The sequence below is a fragment of the Bacillus sp. PAMC28748 genome (genome assembly GCF_014250415.1).
GTDB classification, from domain to species: domain Bacteria; phylum Bacillota; class Bacilli; order Bacillales; family Bacillaceae; genus Bacillus; species Bacillus licheniformis.
In genome coordinates this window covers 2025741-2040465 of sequence record NZ_CP060192.1, presented here as the reverse complement: position 1 = coordinate 2040465, position 14725 = coordinate 2025741, and the positions used below count along the sequence as shown (strand labels likewise).

General features: G+C 46.6%; 15 protein-coding genes. 5 read left to right on the top strand and 10 right to left on the bottom strand.

Annotated elements, in window-relative coordinates:
* Positions 1-63: 63 nt before the first annotated feature.
* From H7F26_RS10360 to H7F26_RS10350, 3 genes are all read right to left on the bottom strand, one after another.
* On the bottom strand, positions 64-1161 hold the full coding sequence (locus tag H7F26_RS10360) for a nitric oxide synthase oxygenase (protein WP_003179722.1): 1098 nt from the start codon (positions 1159-1161) through the stop codon (positions 64-66).
* A 128-nt stretch (positions 1162-1289) separates the two neighbouring features.
* A complete protein-coding gene (locus H7F26_RS10355) occupies positions 1290-2933 on the bottom strand; it encodes a M14 family metallopeptidase (RefSeq protein ID WP_003179721.1) in 1644 nt (547 codons plus the stop codon).
* Between the two features lie 208 nt (positions 2934-3141).
* The gene (locus H7F26_RS10350) at positions 3142-3936 is read right to left on the bottom strand and encodes an MBL fold metallo-hydrolase (RefSeq protein ID WP_026080777.1); all 795 of its coding nucleotides are present in this window, start codon (positions 3934-3936) and stop codon (positions 3142-3144) included.
* A 105-nt stretch (positions 3937-4041) separates the two neighbouring features.
* Here H7F26_RS10350 and H7F26_RS10345 point away from each other — a divergent pair, with 105 nt between their 5' ends.
* Entirely contained in the window at positions 4042-4824 is a 783-nt protein-coding gene (locus tag H7F26_RS10345; protein WP_003179719.1) for an MBL fold metallo-hydrolase, read from the top strand.
* 46 nt (positions 4825-4870) lie between these two features.
* Here the strand turns inward: H7F26_RS10345 and H7F26_RS10340 are convergent, their stop codons facing one another.
* The 4 genes from H7F26_RS10340 to H7F26_RS10325 all read right to left on the bottom strand — a co-directional run bounded on the left by H7F26_RS10340 (position 4871) and on the right by H7F26_RS10325 (position 7469).
* Positions 4871-5116: a VanZ family protein gene (locus H7F26_RS10340; protein WP_228767674.1), complete on the bottom strand. Its 246-nt coding sequence runs from the start codon at positions 5114-5116 to the stop codon at positions 4871-4873.
* Between the two features lie 2 nt (positions 5117-5118).
* Positions 5119-5448, bottom strand: coding sequence for a hypothetical protein (locus H7F26_RS10335; RefSeq protein ID WP_003179718.1), 330 nt, complete (start codon positions 5446-5448; stop codon positions 5119-5121).
* Positions 5449-5575: 127 nt separating this feature from the next.
* Positions 5576-7012 (bottom strand): anion permease, encoded by a 1437-nt coding sequence (locus tag H7F26_RS10330; RefSeq protein WP_003179716.1) that lies wholly within the window; start codon positions 7010-7012, stop codon positions 5576-5578.
* Positions 7013-7121: 109 nt separating this feature from the next.
* Positions 7122-7469 carry a YflT domain-containing protein gene (locus H7F26_RS10325; protein WP_003179714.1) on the bottom strand — a complete coding sequence of 116 codons (348 nt, stop codon included), beginning with the start codon at positions 7467-7469 and terminating at the stop codon, positions 7122-7124.
* Positions 7470-7663: 194 nt separating this feature from the next.
* Between H7F26_RS10325 and H7F26_RS10320 the strand changes: the two genes are divergently transcribed.
* Both H7F26_RS10320 and H7F26_RS10315 read left to right on the top strand, forming a co-directional pair.
* Positions 7664-8047, top strand: a complete 384-nt coding sequence (locus tag H7F26_RS10320; RefSeq protein ID WP_003179712.1) for a YfmB family protein — start codon at positions 7664-7666, stop codon at positions 8045-8047.
* A gap of 56 nt (positions 8048-8103) precedes the next feature.
* Positions 8104-9126, top strand: coding sequence for an NADP-dependent oxidoreductase (locus H7F26_RS10315; RefSeq protein ID WP_003179710.1), 1023 nt, complete (start codon positions 8104-8106; stop codon positions 9124-9126).
* A gap of 43 nt (positions 9127-9169) precedes the next feature.
* On the opposite strand, the gene H7F26_RS10310 is transcribed toward H7F26_RS10315, so the two are convergent.
* Positions 9170-10300, bottom strand: coding sequence for a DEAD/DEAH box helicase (locus tag H7F26_RS10310; protein WP_003179708.1), 1131 nt, complete (start codon positions 10298-10300; stop codon positions 9170-9172).
* Positions 10301-10437: 137 nt separating this feature from the next.
* Between H7F26_RS10310 and H7F26_RS10305 the strand changes: the two genes are divergently transcribed.
* Positions 10438-11994 carry an ABC-F family ATP-binding cassette domain-containing protein gene (locus H7F26_RS10305; RefSeq protein ID WP_003179706.1) on the top strand — a complete coding sequence of 519 codons (1557 nt, stop codon included), beginning with the start codon at positions 10438-10440 and terminating at the stop codon, positions 11992-11994.
* A 42-nt stretch (positions 11995-12036) separates the two neighbouring features.
* Here H7F26_RS10305 and H7F26_RS10300 read toward each other — a convergent pair whose 3' ends face one another.
* Complete coding sequence (locus H7F26_RS10300) at positions 12037-13221, bottom strand: MFS transporter (protein WP_003179705.1); 1185 nt, start codon at positions 13219-13221, stop codon at positions 12037-12039.
* A 58-nt stretch (positions 13222-13279) separates the two neighbouring features.
* A complete protein-coding gene (locus H7F26_RS10295) occupies positions 13280-13702 on the bottom strand; it encodes a MerR family transcriptional regulator (protein WP_003179703.1) in 423 nt (140 codons plus the stop codon).
* A gap of 163 nt (positions 13703-13865) precedes the next feature.
* On the opposite strand from H7F26_RS10295, the gene H7F26_RS10290 reads away from it, so the two are divergent.
* Positions 13866-14696: an ion transporter gene (locus tag H7F26_RS10290; protein ID WP_003179701.1), complete on the top strand. Its 831-nt coding sequence runs from the start codon at positions 13866-13868 to the stop codon at positions 14694-14696.
* Positions 14697-14725: the final 29 nt, after the last annotated feature.

The window sequence follows — 14725 nt, the reverse complement described above, 5'->3', positions numbered from 1 at the left end:
GGAGCCTTTTAGCTTCTCCTCAGAAAAGGCGGCATTGTTGGGTAGCCGCTTTTCCTGAGGATTTTATTTGTTAAGGTAAGGCTTTTCCTGATAAAAGTAATTCGGTTTCAGCGTTTTATTTTCATAATAGCTGTGAAAGATATGGGTCGCTGCCGGCGATAACGGCGGAATCAGCCACGTCCAGCTTGCTGCAAGCTCCCTTCCGGCTTCAGCCTCCTGCTCCTCGAACCGCTTGAATTGGCTTGCCGCAGTATGGTGGTCGACGATGCTGACGCCGGCTTTTTTATAGGAGTGAAGCACCGCAGTATTTAATTCAACAAGCGCCTTGTCTTTCCACAGCGAAGTATTCCGCTCCGTATCAAGCCCCATAATGGCTGCCACTTTTTCGAGCGCATTATAGCGGTCTGCATCCGCGAGGTTGCGCGCTCCGATTTCAGTTCCCATATACCAGCCGTTAAACGGGGCGGCATTATAATGAATCCCTCCGACTTCCAGCTTCATATCGGCTATAATCGGTACAGCGTACCACTTCAGCCCCAAACTTTTGAAGCCTTCAATCTCCGGATGTTCAATCCGAACCTCTTTGACGATTTCACGAGGCAGCTCATACCACACAGGAGGACGCCCATCTATTTGAAAAACAAGCGGCAATACGTCAAAAGGCGTACCTTCGCCTTTCCAGCCGAGCGCTTCACACGCCTTTGTCAGTTCCAATGACGCCGGATCGCCGATAACGCCTTGCTCAGTTTCATACCCCGCATACCTGATCAGCTGGTGGTTCCAAATGGACACTTTTTTTTGTCCGTTTTGTTCCGGGGGGAAAACCGTAATGAACGGTCTGATTTTCCCTCCGTTTGTTGCAAGCTGAATATGGTGGAAAAGCGCATCCCGCACCTCTGCCTCGGTTTGAACGCCTCTTTGATCGATGACAGTAAGAGAGTGCCAAAACAGCCTGCCGATGCAGCGGCTGCTGTTTCTCCACGCCATTCTGGCTCCATGTTCGATTTCTTCTAATGTATGTGTATAGCTTCCGGTTTCTCTGATTTCTTTATCTATTTTATGTAAGCGCATCCTTGTTTCTTCTTCGGACTTCGACAGTTCCCCGTAGCAGAGCTCGATGAAGGCCTTGGCTTCCCTCCATAATTCTTCATGTGATTCCAACCGGATTCTCTCCTTCCAGATTTCAGACTGATATTTATTGTATAGGTTTCGATCTCAGTTTAAAACAATTATGTATGAAAAAACAAAAAACCGCTAAAAAGCATCCGTCAAAGACGGATGCCTGGTGATTATTCCTTAAAATTAAGCGTTTTGGTGTTCAGCATGAAGCGGTAAACCGGCAGCTCTTTGCCTTTTTGAGAAGGAATGTAACCTGTGCTTACATAACTGTCAACCGACTCCGGCTCAAGTGCGATTGACAGCAGATTGCTTTGCTGCTGAGCTGTAAAATAGATTTTTGTTCCTTTAGGAAACTCTTTTTTCTGTTTTTTGAGCTTCGTTTCTACCTTGATCACTGGCCGGCCCTCAGATTCTCCCGCTGTTTCTTTCGATAAAACCTCATACGCTTCAGCGGTGAGTTTTTGTTTGAAAGCCAGTGTCACGCTCTTTAATCCCTGATCCTTCAGCTTCTGTTCGATATCTTGATGGCCCGGAAGGACAAGGTAAGCGGTCGGCCGAGTTCTTGACAGCACAGGAACGGCCTCTGAGGCGCTGTAATATTGGACAGGAACGTCAACTGCTTGTCCTGAGGCAATATCAGCGACTTTAAGCGTGTCTTTAAACGGGCCTGCAAACTCACTGTTGATGACCACTTGGTCTTTATCGCTCACTTTAGCGCCGTTTTGTATCAGCTTTAATTTTTCTTTGGAGACAAGGCGCTTGATCTCGGCTGCATGCTTCACTGTCGTGTCGATGATCGTCTCATGTGTAGCAACCTGAGCCGCGACTCTTCTTGCAAAATTTTCGCGTCCGATGTCTATTCCCCTGCTTTCCACCAGGAAGGAAAGGGCAGGCTGGAGGGCGAATGCATTACGCCCGATTCTCGCTTCTGTACCGCCTTCATAGATTTCGATTTTTCCGTCCTTGCTTTTTCCTGTCGTATAATAAGCATCATTAGAAAATCCTTTTTCATCAAGTTTAGCTCTGACGCCGTTCACATAAAGGCTGTCGGACGCATGCCTGATCGACTTGGGAATGTTTAAATTTTTTCCTGATAAAATTAAAATATCATGGTATTTTAATGACCCTTTTTCGCCTATGCTCTGAAATTCGTTTTGGCCGACACCGTATTCATGGGCATCGATAACGACTTCAGGCGAATACTTATTGAATTCTTGGTGAATGGCGCGCACTTCTGGAGACTCGAGCTTGACATGATCCCTGTTTCCGTCGATTCCGTTCGCCAGCCGTCTGTTGAACTGATATGATCCGTCAGGATTGACCCGCGGAACAACGATGACATTGATCTTGTCCAACACTTTGTCGCCATACGGTCCGGCCAGTTTTTCAGCTATCGCCAGAGCAGATTCTCCCGCTGCCGGCTCATTTCCATGTATCTGTCCTTGCAGCCAGACGGTTGGTTTTTTTGATATGGAACGTATTTGCTTGTCCTTTGTGAAGTAAAGCACAGGAATATTTCTTTTTTCAATTGAAAAACCGATATTCCCGATTTTGACATTCGGGCTTTTCTTTGTCAGACTGGTTATAAACTTCATCATTTCTTCTTGTGTCGTAAAGGCTTCCCCTTCTTTTACAAAAGCAGGGGTTGAGAATGTTTCTTCAGGCTCCGGATATAATGATGACACTTGCTCTGGCTGAGTATAGTTCTTTCCATAGTAAGGGGTTTCCGCAGCGTACACCGCATCGGACAGCATCAGTCCTGCAAACATTGCCGAAGTTGCCAGCAAAGCTTGGACCCTTTTTTGAATTTTCATCTTTTCTCAGCTCCTTTCAGGCATACCTGCATTATAAATGAAATATCAACATATTTTGTCTAAAATTTCAGAAAATGATTCCTTTGGTATACATCAACATCCGGAATTTAGAACAATGGACGGCCATCATCACATGTAAAATGGTTAGTTTTTCCCTATAAAAAAACATTCAGCCTGGCTGAATGTTTTAAGCGCAGCATATGACAATTTACGAATCAGAGGCGGGCAAGCGGTCTGATAGATCAAGGAGCGCTTCGGAAAAATCGCTTCCTTTCATCGGTACACCGTGTCCCGTCAATAATGCAGCCGGTTTTAATCCTGCCAGCTTCCGAACCGAATCTGCTGCTTTTGTCCAATCCATTGTGAAATAAGCCGGCGGTCCGTTCAGCTCCTGCTTTTGAATTGCCACTTCAAATAGAGACTCCTGCTCAACAGTTGTAACGGCGTCCCCTGCGATCAAGGTTCTGTCCGACTGCCGGAAAAGCGAAACATGCCCCGGTGTATGGCCCGGCGTCTCAATCCATTTCCATCCTTCAAGAAACGGAAGCGAACCATCTTTATTAAGCTGCTTTACATGGAACGAAATGTTGATGGAGTGCCTCGGAAATAACGGAGACATCTTTGCAACCAGCCCGCTTTTCACTTGCGGTTTTGCAGGCGGATAATCGGCTTTTCCCATTAAATAAGGCATTTCTTTCTCATGGGCGTAAACTGGAACCGGCCATGTTTCGAGAAGACTTTCCAAAGCGCCGACATGGTCGAAATGTCCGTGTGTCAAAACGATTCCTTTAAGCCGAAAATCGCCAAACCGCTCTTTCGCCTCTCTTAAAATGAATGGAGCGGACTTGGGCATACCGGCATCGATTAAAACGGCTTCCCGCGAATCGGGATCGAAAATAAAATACACATTGACGATTTGCACCGTCAAACCAAATACACCTTCGGCATACTCCTCCAGGACCCCGCTGTTAACGGATGTCAAAGGCATGTAAGGATCACTCATCATGTTCACCACTCTCACCTATTATGTATTTTATTATTTTGCACATTTGACTGGGAGATATGCATCGATGAGCACCTTTGAAAAAAATGAAGGAGGGACAAACCAATGGCAGATAGTCAGTGGTTTACTGTGACAGAGCTTGATGAATCCACATATGCGATCAGCGAATACGGGCATTGGGAAAAAGTACACTCTTATTTGCTTATAGGGGCGAAGGATGCCGTTTTAATTGATACGGGTCTTGGCATCGGCAGCATGAAGACGGTGACGGACGGTCTGACCGATCTGCCGGTCAGCGTCATCACAACCCATGTCCATTGGGATCACATCGGAAGCCACGATGAATATCAGCGCATTTACGTCCATGAAGCTGAGAGAGAATGGCTGACGGACGGAATCAAAGGACTTCCGATCGAGCAAATTCGCCGCGATGTCTCGAGAGATATCACCAAGCCTGTTCCGGCCGGCTTTTCCGCTGAAACATACACCCCGTTCAGAGGCGAACCGTCGGGAACGCTGCAAGACGGAGATACGGTCGGCTGCGACTCAAGGCCGCTTGTTATTTATCATACGCCTGGACACTCCCCGGGGCATATTTGCATCTTTGATCCAGCGTCAGGCTACTTGTTTACCGGCGATCTGCTGTATACCGGAGCTCCAATCTATGCATTCTATCCGACGACTGATCCGGCTCAACTGGTTCAGTCGCTTGAAAAAGTTTCGGCTATCGGGCGCGTAAAAAAGGTTTTCGGCGGGCATCATCAGCTCGGTCTTGCTCCTGACATTTTAGAGGAAGCCGGACATGCGGCACGGCACTTGAAGAAACACGGACTGGCACAGCACGGCACAGGCATGCACCGATTTAAGAGCCTGAGCTTTCAATTTTAACTAAAAAAGATGATTGCCTAGCCGGGAACCAACTTTCGCGCTTTCTTCAAAAATGCAGACCTTTCCTGCGGGAATCTGATCCTTTAGCTCCGAACATGAAAGACGTCAGGCAGAAACCGATTACACCGCCGGCCGTATTTAAAATTAAATCATCCACATTAAAGGTTCTCGCCATTATTAATCCTGTCACAGACAGCACAAGCTGGAGACTCTCAATCAAAAAGCTCGTCAAAAAAACAAAAACTGCCGCTTTTTTAAGCGAAGTTTTTCTCCATAGAACGGAAAGATACACACCTAAAGGAATGAGCAATAAAACATTAAAAAATGTAAGCTTGACGGAATTCCAAAAAAACAATCAAAGCCGCTCTGCTGATACATTTGCACCCATTCAGTGACAAAATAAAACGGAATGAGCTGAATGTTCATTTGAGCGTATGCCGGCTGCGGCGGAATGTTGATTCCGCCTATCGTATAGTGATAAACGGCGCTCAAATAAACAATAAAACTGGCAAACACTATTTTTCTAAAAAAACTTGTCTTTTTTCGGTTTTTCACAATGTCGTACAAAAAGTAGACGATCGCATACAAGAAACCGAGCAGCATGAAATCAACTGACCAAAACATTAACGTTCACCCCCTTACGTTCGGTGTATTTAAACAAACCCTTTCTAGACTACAAATCGTGGAATTTCAAATCAACAGCGTCGATATGAACATAAAAAGAAGGACAGGATCTCTCCCGCCCTTCATTTTACCATATGCCCAGTAATTTCCACCATAACCCTCCGACAACAAGCCATGTCACAATATGAACAATCGACAAGATGAAGCCGATTGACCACCATTTGCTTTGCGGAATATAGCCGGCCCCGAAAAAGACGGGAGCCGCTCCCGCTCCGTAATGCGTTGTCGAAGCAAAAAGGTTGCTGAAAAACGCAAGGCTTAATGCTGCGAGAAGCGGCGGAGCGCCTGCAGCGATAATCACGGCGAGAAAGGCCGAATACATCGCGCTGATATGAGCGGTTGCACTCGCAAAGAAATAATGCGAATAATAGTAAACCGCAATTAAAATGAGAAATGCGCTGATCCAGGAGAATCCTGAAACATACGATTTCATCGCATCGCTGAACCAGCCGACCATGCCGAGTTCATTCAAGAAGCTCGCCAGCATGACGAGCGCGGCAAACCATGTCAGCGTATCCCATGCGCCTTGCTCTTTCTTAATATCGTCCCACGTCAGAACCTGTGTCAAAAGCAGGACGGCTAAACCGATCAATGCCGTTGTTGTCGCGTCAATATTCAGGTTGCCTCCGAAAATCCATAAAAAAAGGACGAGCAAAAAGACCGCGACCATAGAGAGTTCCGATTTTTTGAACGGGCCCATTTCTTTGAGCTTCTCTGTTGCGATTTTCGCCGCATCAGGCGTTTCTTTCACCTCAGGTGGATACAGTTTATAAATGACAAGCGGGGTGATGATCAAGCTGACAAGTCCCGGGACGATGGCCGCCACAGCCCAGCTTGTCCAGGTCAGATTCACACCTGCCACATCATGGGCAAGTTTGGCAATCAGCGGGTTTGCCGCCATAGCCGTTAAGAACATCGCAGAAGTGATCAAGTTCCCCTGAAAGCCCACCTTCAGCAAGAAAGCGCCGATGCGCCGTTCCGTGCCGTCCTTGGGCGTCGACTGAAAAGTTTCGGATAACGAACGGATAATCGGAAAAATAATTCCCCCGGCACGTGCGGTATTACTCGGGATCGCCGGCGATAAAATCAAATCGCTGACAAGGAGTGAATACGAGAGTCCGAGTGTTTTTTTGCCGAACATCCGTACAAATAAATAGGCGATTCGCGCACCTAAACCGGTTTTAATAAATCCCCGCGAAATAAAAAAGGCAATGACGATCAGCCAAATCGTCTTGTTTCCAAACCCGCTGAGCGTTTCTTCAATCGACAGCGTTCCAGTGAGCGCCGTGATCGCCAATGCGAATACGGCGATTGCCCCCATCGGCAGCGGTTTTGATATAAAGCCGATAATCGTTGCCACAAAGATTGCAAATAAGTGCCATGCTTTCGGGTCCAATCCGGCGGGCGACGGAATAAACCAAATAACCGCTCCGACTAAAATCGTGACCGCAAGAGGAATGATGTTCAGTGCCGATTTTTGTTCTGCATCTTTTTCTTTAGCCACAGCTTTTCCTCCTATTCATATCGTTTTCGTTTATTATTCTACTCCTTTCAAGCTATCATTCAAATTTTATTTTATTAAAAAAACTGCCGACCATGTCGGCAGTTGCAAATTATACCCAGGATTTCACTTTTTCATGATCCGTAACGAAGAGGAGGACTTTTCCTTCATCAAGCTGTTTCTCGAATTGTTCTGCTTCTTGTTTTGAAAAGCCGATCTCATGAATTTTATTGCGGAGCTCGTCCCCTTTTTTGTTGAAGATATTGCCGACGGCATTTTTGATGCCTGTCTCTTCGGCTCCAATCGTATTGGCATCCGCGTTGTCTGCAAGTCTTTCAGTACGGTCGTCGTCATGTGACAAAACGTAAATATCTTCTCTTGCAACTCCGATTTCCCTGAGTTCCTCAACATCCTTCATCAGTTTTTCATCGTTTGTATATTGTCTTACTACTGGTTTCATATGAATCTCCTCCCTTTTTCATGTTGTATTTAAAACTTACCCTTTGTTCACACGGCTAAACGGAGGAATGCTCTGTCATGACATTTTCATTTCAATGTTACAATTGTTATAAATTTTCAGACAAAATGTTTGAAAGGGTTGCCAATTCAGGTACATTAACAAATAGACAAGGCTTTTAGATGGGGTGATTTAGCGTGTATTATTTTTCACCGGAACAGCAATACAACGCATGGATCATTAGCGATTTGGTCAAGCAGATTTTTTCAAGAGAGGGTCATCAGGAAGCTGATACTCATCGATTTGAATCATTTGCCGCCAGACGATTCGGCATCAATATCGATTATGTCTTTTCGATCATCATGAACATCGGCGATCCGGAAGAAAGGAGAACGGCAAGCAGCACCGAAGACCTCCTCTCTTCTTATCTCCTGTCATTGCTTCCTTTTATCACAAAAGACATGTTCCAATATTCAAGAGAAAATGCCAATCAATATCTTTTAAATGAAAGAAATGCCGATGTTTTTCACCTTTTTCTGCCCGATTCTGTACTGAAGAAAACATTTCGTGCAATCCGCTGATCTTTTGCTAAACCTCTTTTTTACGTGGTAAGTTATAAGTAAAAGGAGGAATCATTATGCCGCAAAAGCAAATTGAACTTGCAAGACGTCCGCAGGGCATACCTGTTATGGACGATTTCCGCATAAAAGAAACGGAAATTCCGGAAGCAAAAAACGGTGAAGCGCTTGTAAAAACGCTTTATGTCTCAGTGGACCCTTATATGAGGGGAAGAATGCAGGATACGAAATCCTATGTCGAGCCATTTCCGCTTGATGAAGTGATCACCGGGGGCGTGATCGGCGAAGTGATATCTGCAAAAGGAGACAAGCTCAAAAAAGGGGATATTGTTTTGGGCCGCTTGGGCTGGCAGGAGTATTCAGCGGTTCGCGAAGACAATCTCCAGAAAATCGATCCGTCCCTCGCACCTGTTACCGCTTTTCTTGGAATTCTCGGCATGACCGGTTTGACGGCCTATTTCGGACTTCTGGACATCGGACAGCCAAAAGCCGGTGAAACGGTTGTTGTCTCCGGGGCCGCCGGAGCAGTCGGCTCCGCCGTCGGACAAATCGCCAAAATCAAAGGGGCAAGAGTCGTCGGAATTGCGGGCTCTGATGAAAAAACGGCATATTTAAAAGAAAAGCTCGGTTTTGATGAAGCAATCAATTATAAAACAACGGAAAATATGGCTTCAGCGCTTGAACAAGCTTGCCCGGACGGTGTCGATGTTTACTTTGACAACGTCGGTGGCGCGATTTCAGATGCCGTCTTCACCCTGATCAATAAGTTTGCACGAATTCCAGTCTGCGGGGCGATTTCTTCTTATAACGTCAAAAGCGCAGAAGAAGATATGGGACCGCGCGTACAAACGGCCTTGATTAAATCAAGCGCCCTGATGAAGGGATTTGTCGTAAACGATTACAGGGACCGCTTTCCTGAAGGAATCAAACAGCTCGCCGAATGGGTGAAAAGCGGACAGCTTCAATATGAGGAAACGATAACAGAAGGTTTCGAGCGGATACCTGAGGCATTTTTAGGCTTGTTTGAAGGAAAAAACCTCGGCAAGCAGCTGATCAAAGTCGCCGATTCCGACAATGCCTGAGCATTCATATAAAAAGAGGCCTGCCGGCGGCAGGCCTCTTTTCTTATCTTTCAATAATCCGTCCTCTTTCATACACGATCCGCTGAAGCGGAATTTCAAGCTTCTTCGCCAGCTTTTTCAGCCTTTCTTCTTCAATGCGGTTGACAAGGCTGATCACGGTTCCTTCATTCCCCGCTCTTCCCGTCCTTCCCGACCGGTGGATATAGCCTTCAACGTTTGGCAAATCGGCGTGGATGACATAAGGGAGATCTTCGATGTCGATCCCGCGCGCTGCGATATCGGTCGCGAGAAGCAGTGTGAACTCTCCCGCCTCAAATGCCTGCAATATTTTGGCGCGCTCAATTTTTTTCGCCTCGCTGTGAAGGACGCCGATTTCTACATGATGAAATTTGAGCTTTTCGGCATATACGTTTAAATTGCCGATGTCTTTAACAAAGACGAGCGCCTGCATGCCTGGAAGCCGAGAGAATTTCTGCAGAATTTTCACCTTATCCCGCTGGTCGCATACGAGAAATTGATGTTTGACTTTTGCCGATTCTTCTTTCGACCTCTTGATCTTGAGAACTTCCGCATCCTTGGTCATTTCACGAAGCTCGCGTTCGGCATCGTCTTTTAAAGTCGCCGAAAAACAGAGGAGCTGCCTGTCGCGGAGCGTCGATTTGATGATGCTTTGTATCGTCCCGCGGTGCTCCGGCGTAAGCAGATGATCGGTTTCGTCAAGGACGATCGTTTTCACTTCGTGCATTTTCAGCTTTTTCATTTTAATCAGCTCAAATACGCGTCCAGGCGTACCTGCAATGATGTGCGGGTGTTTTTTCAGCTTTTCCTGCTGCTTTTTGATATTGGCGCCGCCGATCAGGGAAGCGGCTCTGATATCAGAGCCTTTTTTCCATTCAACGATCACATCAAAAATCTGCATGACAAGCTCGCGGGATGGAGCCAGAATCACAGCTTGCACGTTCTTTTGATCCGCCTCCAGCTTTTCCAGAATCGGCAGGACGTATGCGAGCGTTTTGCCCGTTCCAGTCGGCGACTCGGCGATCACGTCACGCCCGTCCAAAATCAGATCGACCGCGTTTTTTTGGACATTCGTCGGATCTTGAAAGCCCGACGCCTTCCAGTTTTCTTGAATAAACGGTTTTGCTTTATTTAAAAATGGCCATCTTTCTGTCATGTTTTTCTCCTTTTATCAGGTTGATTCTGCTCCTAGTATCTCAAAACAAAAGCGGCTTCGCAATTTTTCTTTTATTGTTCCCTCCGAGTTCGATATAATCTTATAGAATACAGATTATATTTCTTGAGGTGCAAAACATGAGTTTACTTACAGTTACAAAGCTGAGCCACGGTTTTGGCGACCGGGCGATCTTTCATGATATATCCTTTCGCTTGCTGAAAGGCGAACATGTCGGTCTCATCGGAGCAAACGGCGAAGGAAAATCGACCTTCATGAATATCATTACGGGCAAACTTGAGCCTGACGAAGGAAAAGTAGAATGGTCAAAAAACGTCCGGGTCGGCTATCTTGACCAGCATACATCGCTTGAGCGCGGACAAACGATCCGCGATGTGCTGAGAAACGCTTTCCATTATTTATTTGCGATGGAAGAAGAAGTGAATGCCATCTACACAAAAATGGGCGAGGCCGACCCCGACGAGCTTGAAAAGCTTCTCGAAGAAGTCGGAACGATTCAGGACGCCCTGACCAACAACGACTTTTACGCGATTGACGCAAAAGTTGAAGAAATCGCCCGCGGCCTCGGGCTCAACGATCTCGGACTTGACAGGGATGTCGCGGAATTGAGCGGCGGTCAGCGGACAAAGGTGCTGCTCGCCAAACTGCTCTTGGAAAAGCCCGACATCCTGCTGCTCGATGAGCCGACAAACTATCTGGACGAACAGCATATCGAATGGCTGAAACGCTATTTGCAGGAGTACGAGAACGCCTTTATTTTGATTTCTCACGACATTCCGTTTTTAAACAGCGTCATCAATCTGATCTACCATGTGGAAAACCAGGAGCTGACCCGCTATGTCGGCGACTACAACCAATTCCGCGAAGTATATGAAGTGAAAAAACAACAGCTTGAAGCCGCCTACAAAAAACAGCAGCAGGAGATTTCAGAGCTGAAAGACTTCGTCGCCCGCAACAAAGCGCGCGTCAGCACAAGAAATATGGCAATGTCACGGCAAAAAAAGCTCGATAAAATGGATATGATCGAGCTCCCTTCGGAAAAACCGAAGCCTGAATTTCACTTTAAACAAGCAAGAACATCCGGAAAGCTGATTTTTGAAACGAAGGAGCTCGTCATCGGCTATGATGAGCCGTTGTCCCGCCCGCTGAACTTGAGAATGGAGCGCGGCCAAAAAATCGCTCTGTACGGAGCCAACGGCATTGGAAAAACGACATTGCTGAAAAGCCTCCTGGGGGAAATTTCACCGCTGTCGGGAGAAGTCGAACGCGGCGAACACCTTCATATCGGCTATTTCGAGCAGGAAGTCAAAGAGACCAACAACAACACATGCATAGAAGAAGTGTGGAACGACTTCCCGTCCTTTACACAGTACGAAATCCGCGCGGCCCTGGCGAAGTGCGGGCTGACGACAAAGCATATCGAAAGCAGGGTTTCCGTATTAAGCGGAGGGGAAAAAGCAAAAGTCAGACTATGCAAGCTTATCAATTCAGAAACGAATCTGCTTGTACTCGATGAACCGACAAACCACCTTGATGTTGAAGCAAAAGAAGAATTAAAAAGAGCTTTGAAAGAATACAAAGGCTCTGTCCTGCTCATCTCTCACGAACCTGAATTCTATATGGACATAGCGACAGAAACATGGAATTGCGAGTCATGGACAACGAAAGTTTTATAAACAAAAAAGCTTGTTTCCTTTTAGGGAAACAAGCTTTTTTCATTAATGACCGGCTTTGATGCCCGCCAAATAACGGCGGCCTCCAGCCAAGACGGCGATGCCGGCAAGCACGGCGATGCATCCTGCAAAATATGGAGTATGCGCAGTAAAATGATCGGCTAACACACCGGCGATCCAAGGCGCAATGGCCCCGCCGATGAACCGGATGGAGCTGTAGGCAGATGAAGCAACAGACCGTTCGACAGGCGCGGCTTCCATCACCGCGGTTGTCAAAATCGTATTGATCATGCCAAGAATACCTCCGGCTATGATGATCGCCCCGATGACGAGCGCCATGTGCTCCGTCCAAATCCCGATCGCGAGCAAATCAGCTGCAAACAGCATAAACAGAAGGATCAGAGATCGGACGGTTCCGAAGATCCGCTGTACGGCCGGAGCGATAAAAACGGAAGTGATCGCAAGAAACAGCCCCCAGCCGAAAAAGACATAGCCGAGGCCCCGTTCATTTAAGTCAAGAACAAACGGCGAATATGCAAGCAGGGTGAAGAAACCGAAATTATATAAGAATGCGGCTCCTGACAGCGTCAACAGCCCTTTATAACGAAGCGCTTTGATCGGCGCACTGACGGAAATTTTCTTCTGCGGCTTTTGGACAGGCGGCAAAAGAAAAAAGATGGCCAAAAGAGCAGCGGCCATTAAAACCGATACACCGAAAAACGGCGCTCTCCACGATATCGTGCCAAGCTCTCCGCCGGCAAGCGGTCCAACCGAAATGCCCAATCCCAAAGCAGCCTCATACAAAATAATGGCTTTTGCGCTTCCGCCAGAAGCCACGCTGACAATGACGGCAAGCGCAGTGGAGATAAACATGGCGTTTCCGAGTCCCCAGCCGCCGCGGAAGCCGACAAGCTGAGAGATGGAATGCGAGAGCCCGCCCAGGCCCGCAAAGACGATGATCAGGATCAAACCGCTGATTAACGTCAGCTTTGCTCCAATCCGGCTCGAGACAGCGCCTGATAAAAGCATGGCAAAACCTGTGACTAACAGATAGCTTGTAAATAAAAGCGAAACCTGGCTGGGGGAAGCATGCAGCTGCTGCGCGATCGCCGGCAGAATCGGATCGACGAGCCCGATCCCCATAAACGAGATCACGCAGGCAAAGGCTACCGCCCAGACCGCTTTTGGCTGTTTAAACATACTGGAGTTCTCAGGTGGTTGTTCATTCATTATCTATCAAACCTTCTTTCCAAATAAAGAAACGCTATGAAAATAGCGTTTGTCTTGTTTAATCAATTGATTGTAGGGCATTCTCGGCTTTTGCCTGCATACCTTCCAAGCGCTTCTTGAATGATTGAAATTTTTCAATCTTTTCATCAATCATTCTCATCTGTTCATTCAGCATCCTCTGAATGTCTTCAAGCTTTTCTTTTCGTTCCCGTTTATCCAGCGACAATAGGTATCCTTCTTTATTCATCTCCAGGTGCTTGCCCGTTTCCATGAACTGCTGGAGCTCCTGCAGCGAGAATCCCAGCACTTCCTTCGCGCTGATCACTCTTTCAAGTTCCTCAAGATCGTCTTCAGAGTAAAGACGGACTCCGCCTTCCGTCCGCTTCGGTGAAGAAAGCAGACCGATTTCTTCGTAAAAGCGGATCGTTCTTTTCGTCAGGCCGCTTCGCTTGGCCATTTGATCAATCTTCATCCACTCCACGTCCATATCCCCCCGAGATTTTTCTTCTTTTCTATTATACTACCTTTATACTTTTACGTAAACGTTAAGTTTTCGATGCGAAAATAAAGGAACTGACTTGACATCTTCCTGCTGTTGTAACGTATCATAGAAATACATCAAAACAGGAGGACAAATAACAAGAGTGAACACTCATCAAAATCGATATTCGGTTCAAAGCAAGGTTTCGGCATTGATTAATTGCCGGCTGTTTCAGTCATTCATCACGACGGTCATTGTGTTGAATGCCATCTCGATCGGTTTGGAAACTTACGCTTTCTTTAAGCCTTATCAAAAAGTATTTTTTATTGTGGATTGCTTGTTTTTAACGATATTTGTAATCGAACTTTCTCTTAAACTGTTCGTTCAAAAACAGCACTTTTTTAAAAACAACTGGAACGTTTTTGACTTCGTGATCGTCGCCGGCAGTTTGATTCTTTACAATACGAATTTCGTCAGCGTTCTCCGTATTTTCCGGGTGCTGCGGGTCCTGCGGACGATCACTTCGGTCCCCTCATTAAGACGGATCGTCAACGCGCTGTTTATGGCGATTCCGACCATCAGCAGCGTCATTATCCTGATGAGCATCATTTTTTACGTGTACGCCGTCATCGGTACGATGTTCTTCTCCGCCATCGCGCCGGAATACTTCGGCAACCTGCAGCTCAGCCTTCTGACACTGTTTCAAACCTTTACGCTCGAATCGTGGGCAAGCGGCATATTCAGGCCCATTTTTGCCGAGAGCGGCTGGTCATGGCTCTATTTCGTTTCATTTATCGTCATTGCGACTTTCATTATGATCAACTTGATCGTCGGGGAAATCGTGAATAATGCGCAAAAAATTTCTCAGGAAATAGAGGATGAGACAGGCGAGCTGAAAGAGGATACAAAAGAAATCAAAGAACTGCGCGCAGAAGTCAAAGAATTAAAGGCGCTTCTGCAAACCTATATTACCCAAAATGAAAAGAAAGATTAAAAAGGGCCGGCACCTGTAAGCCAGCCCCT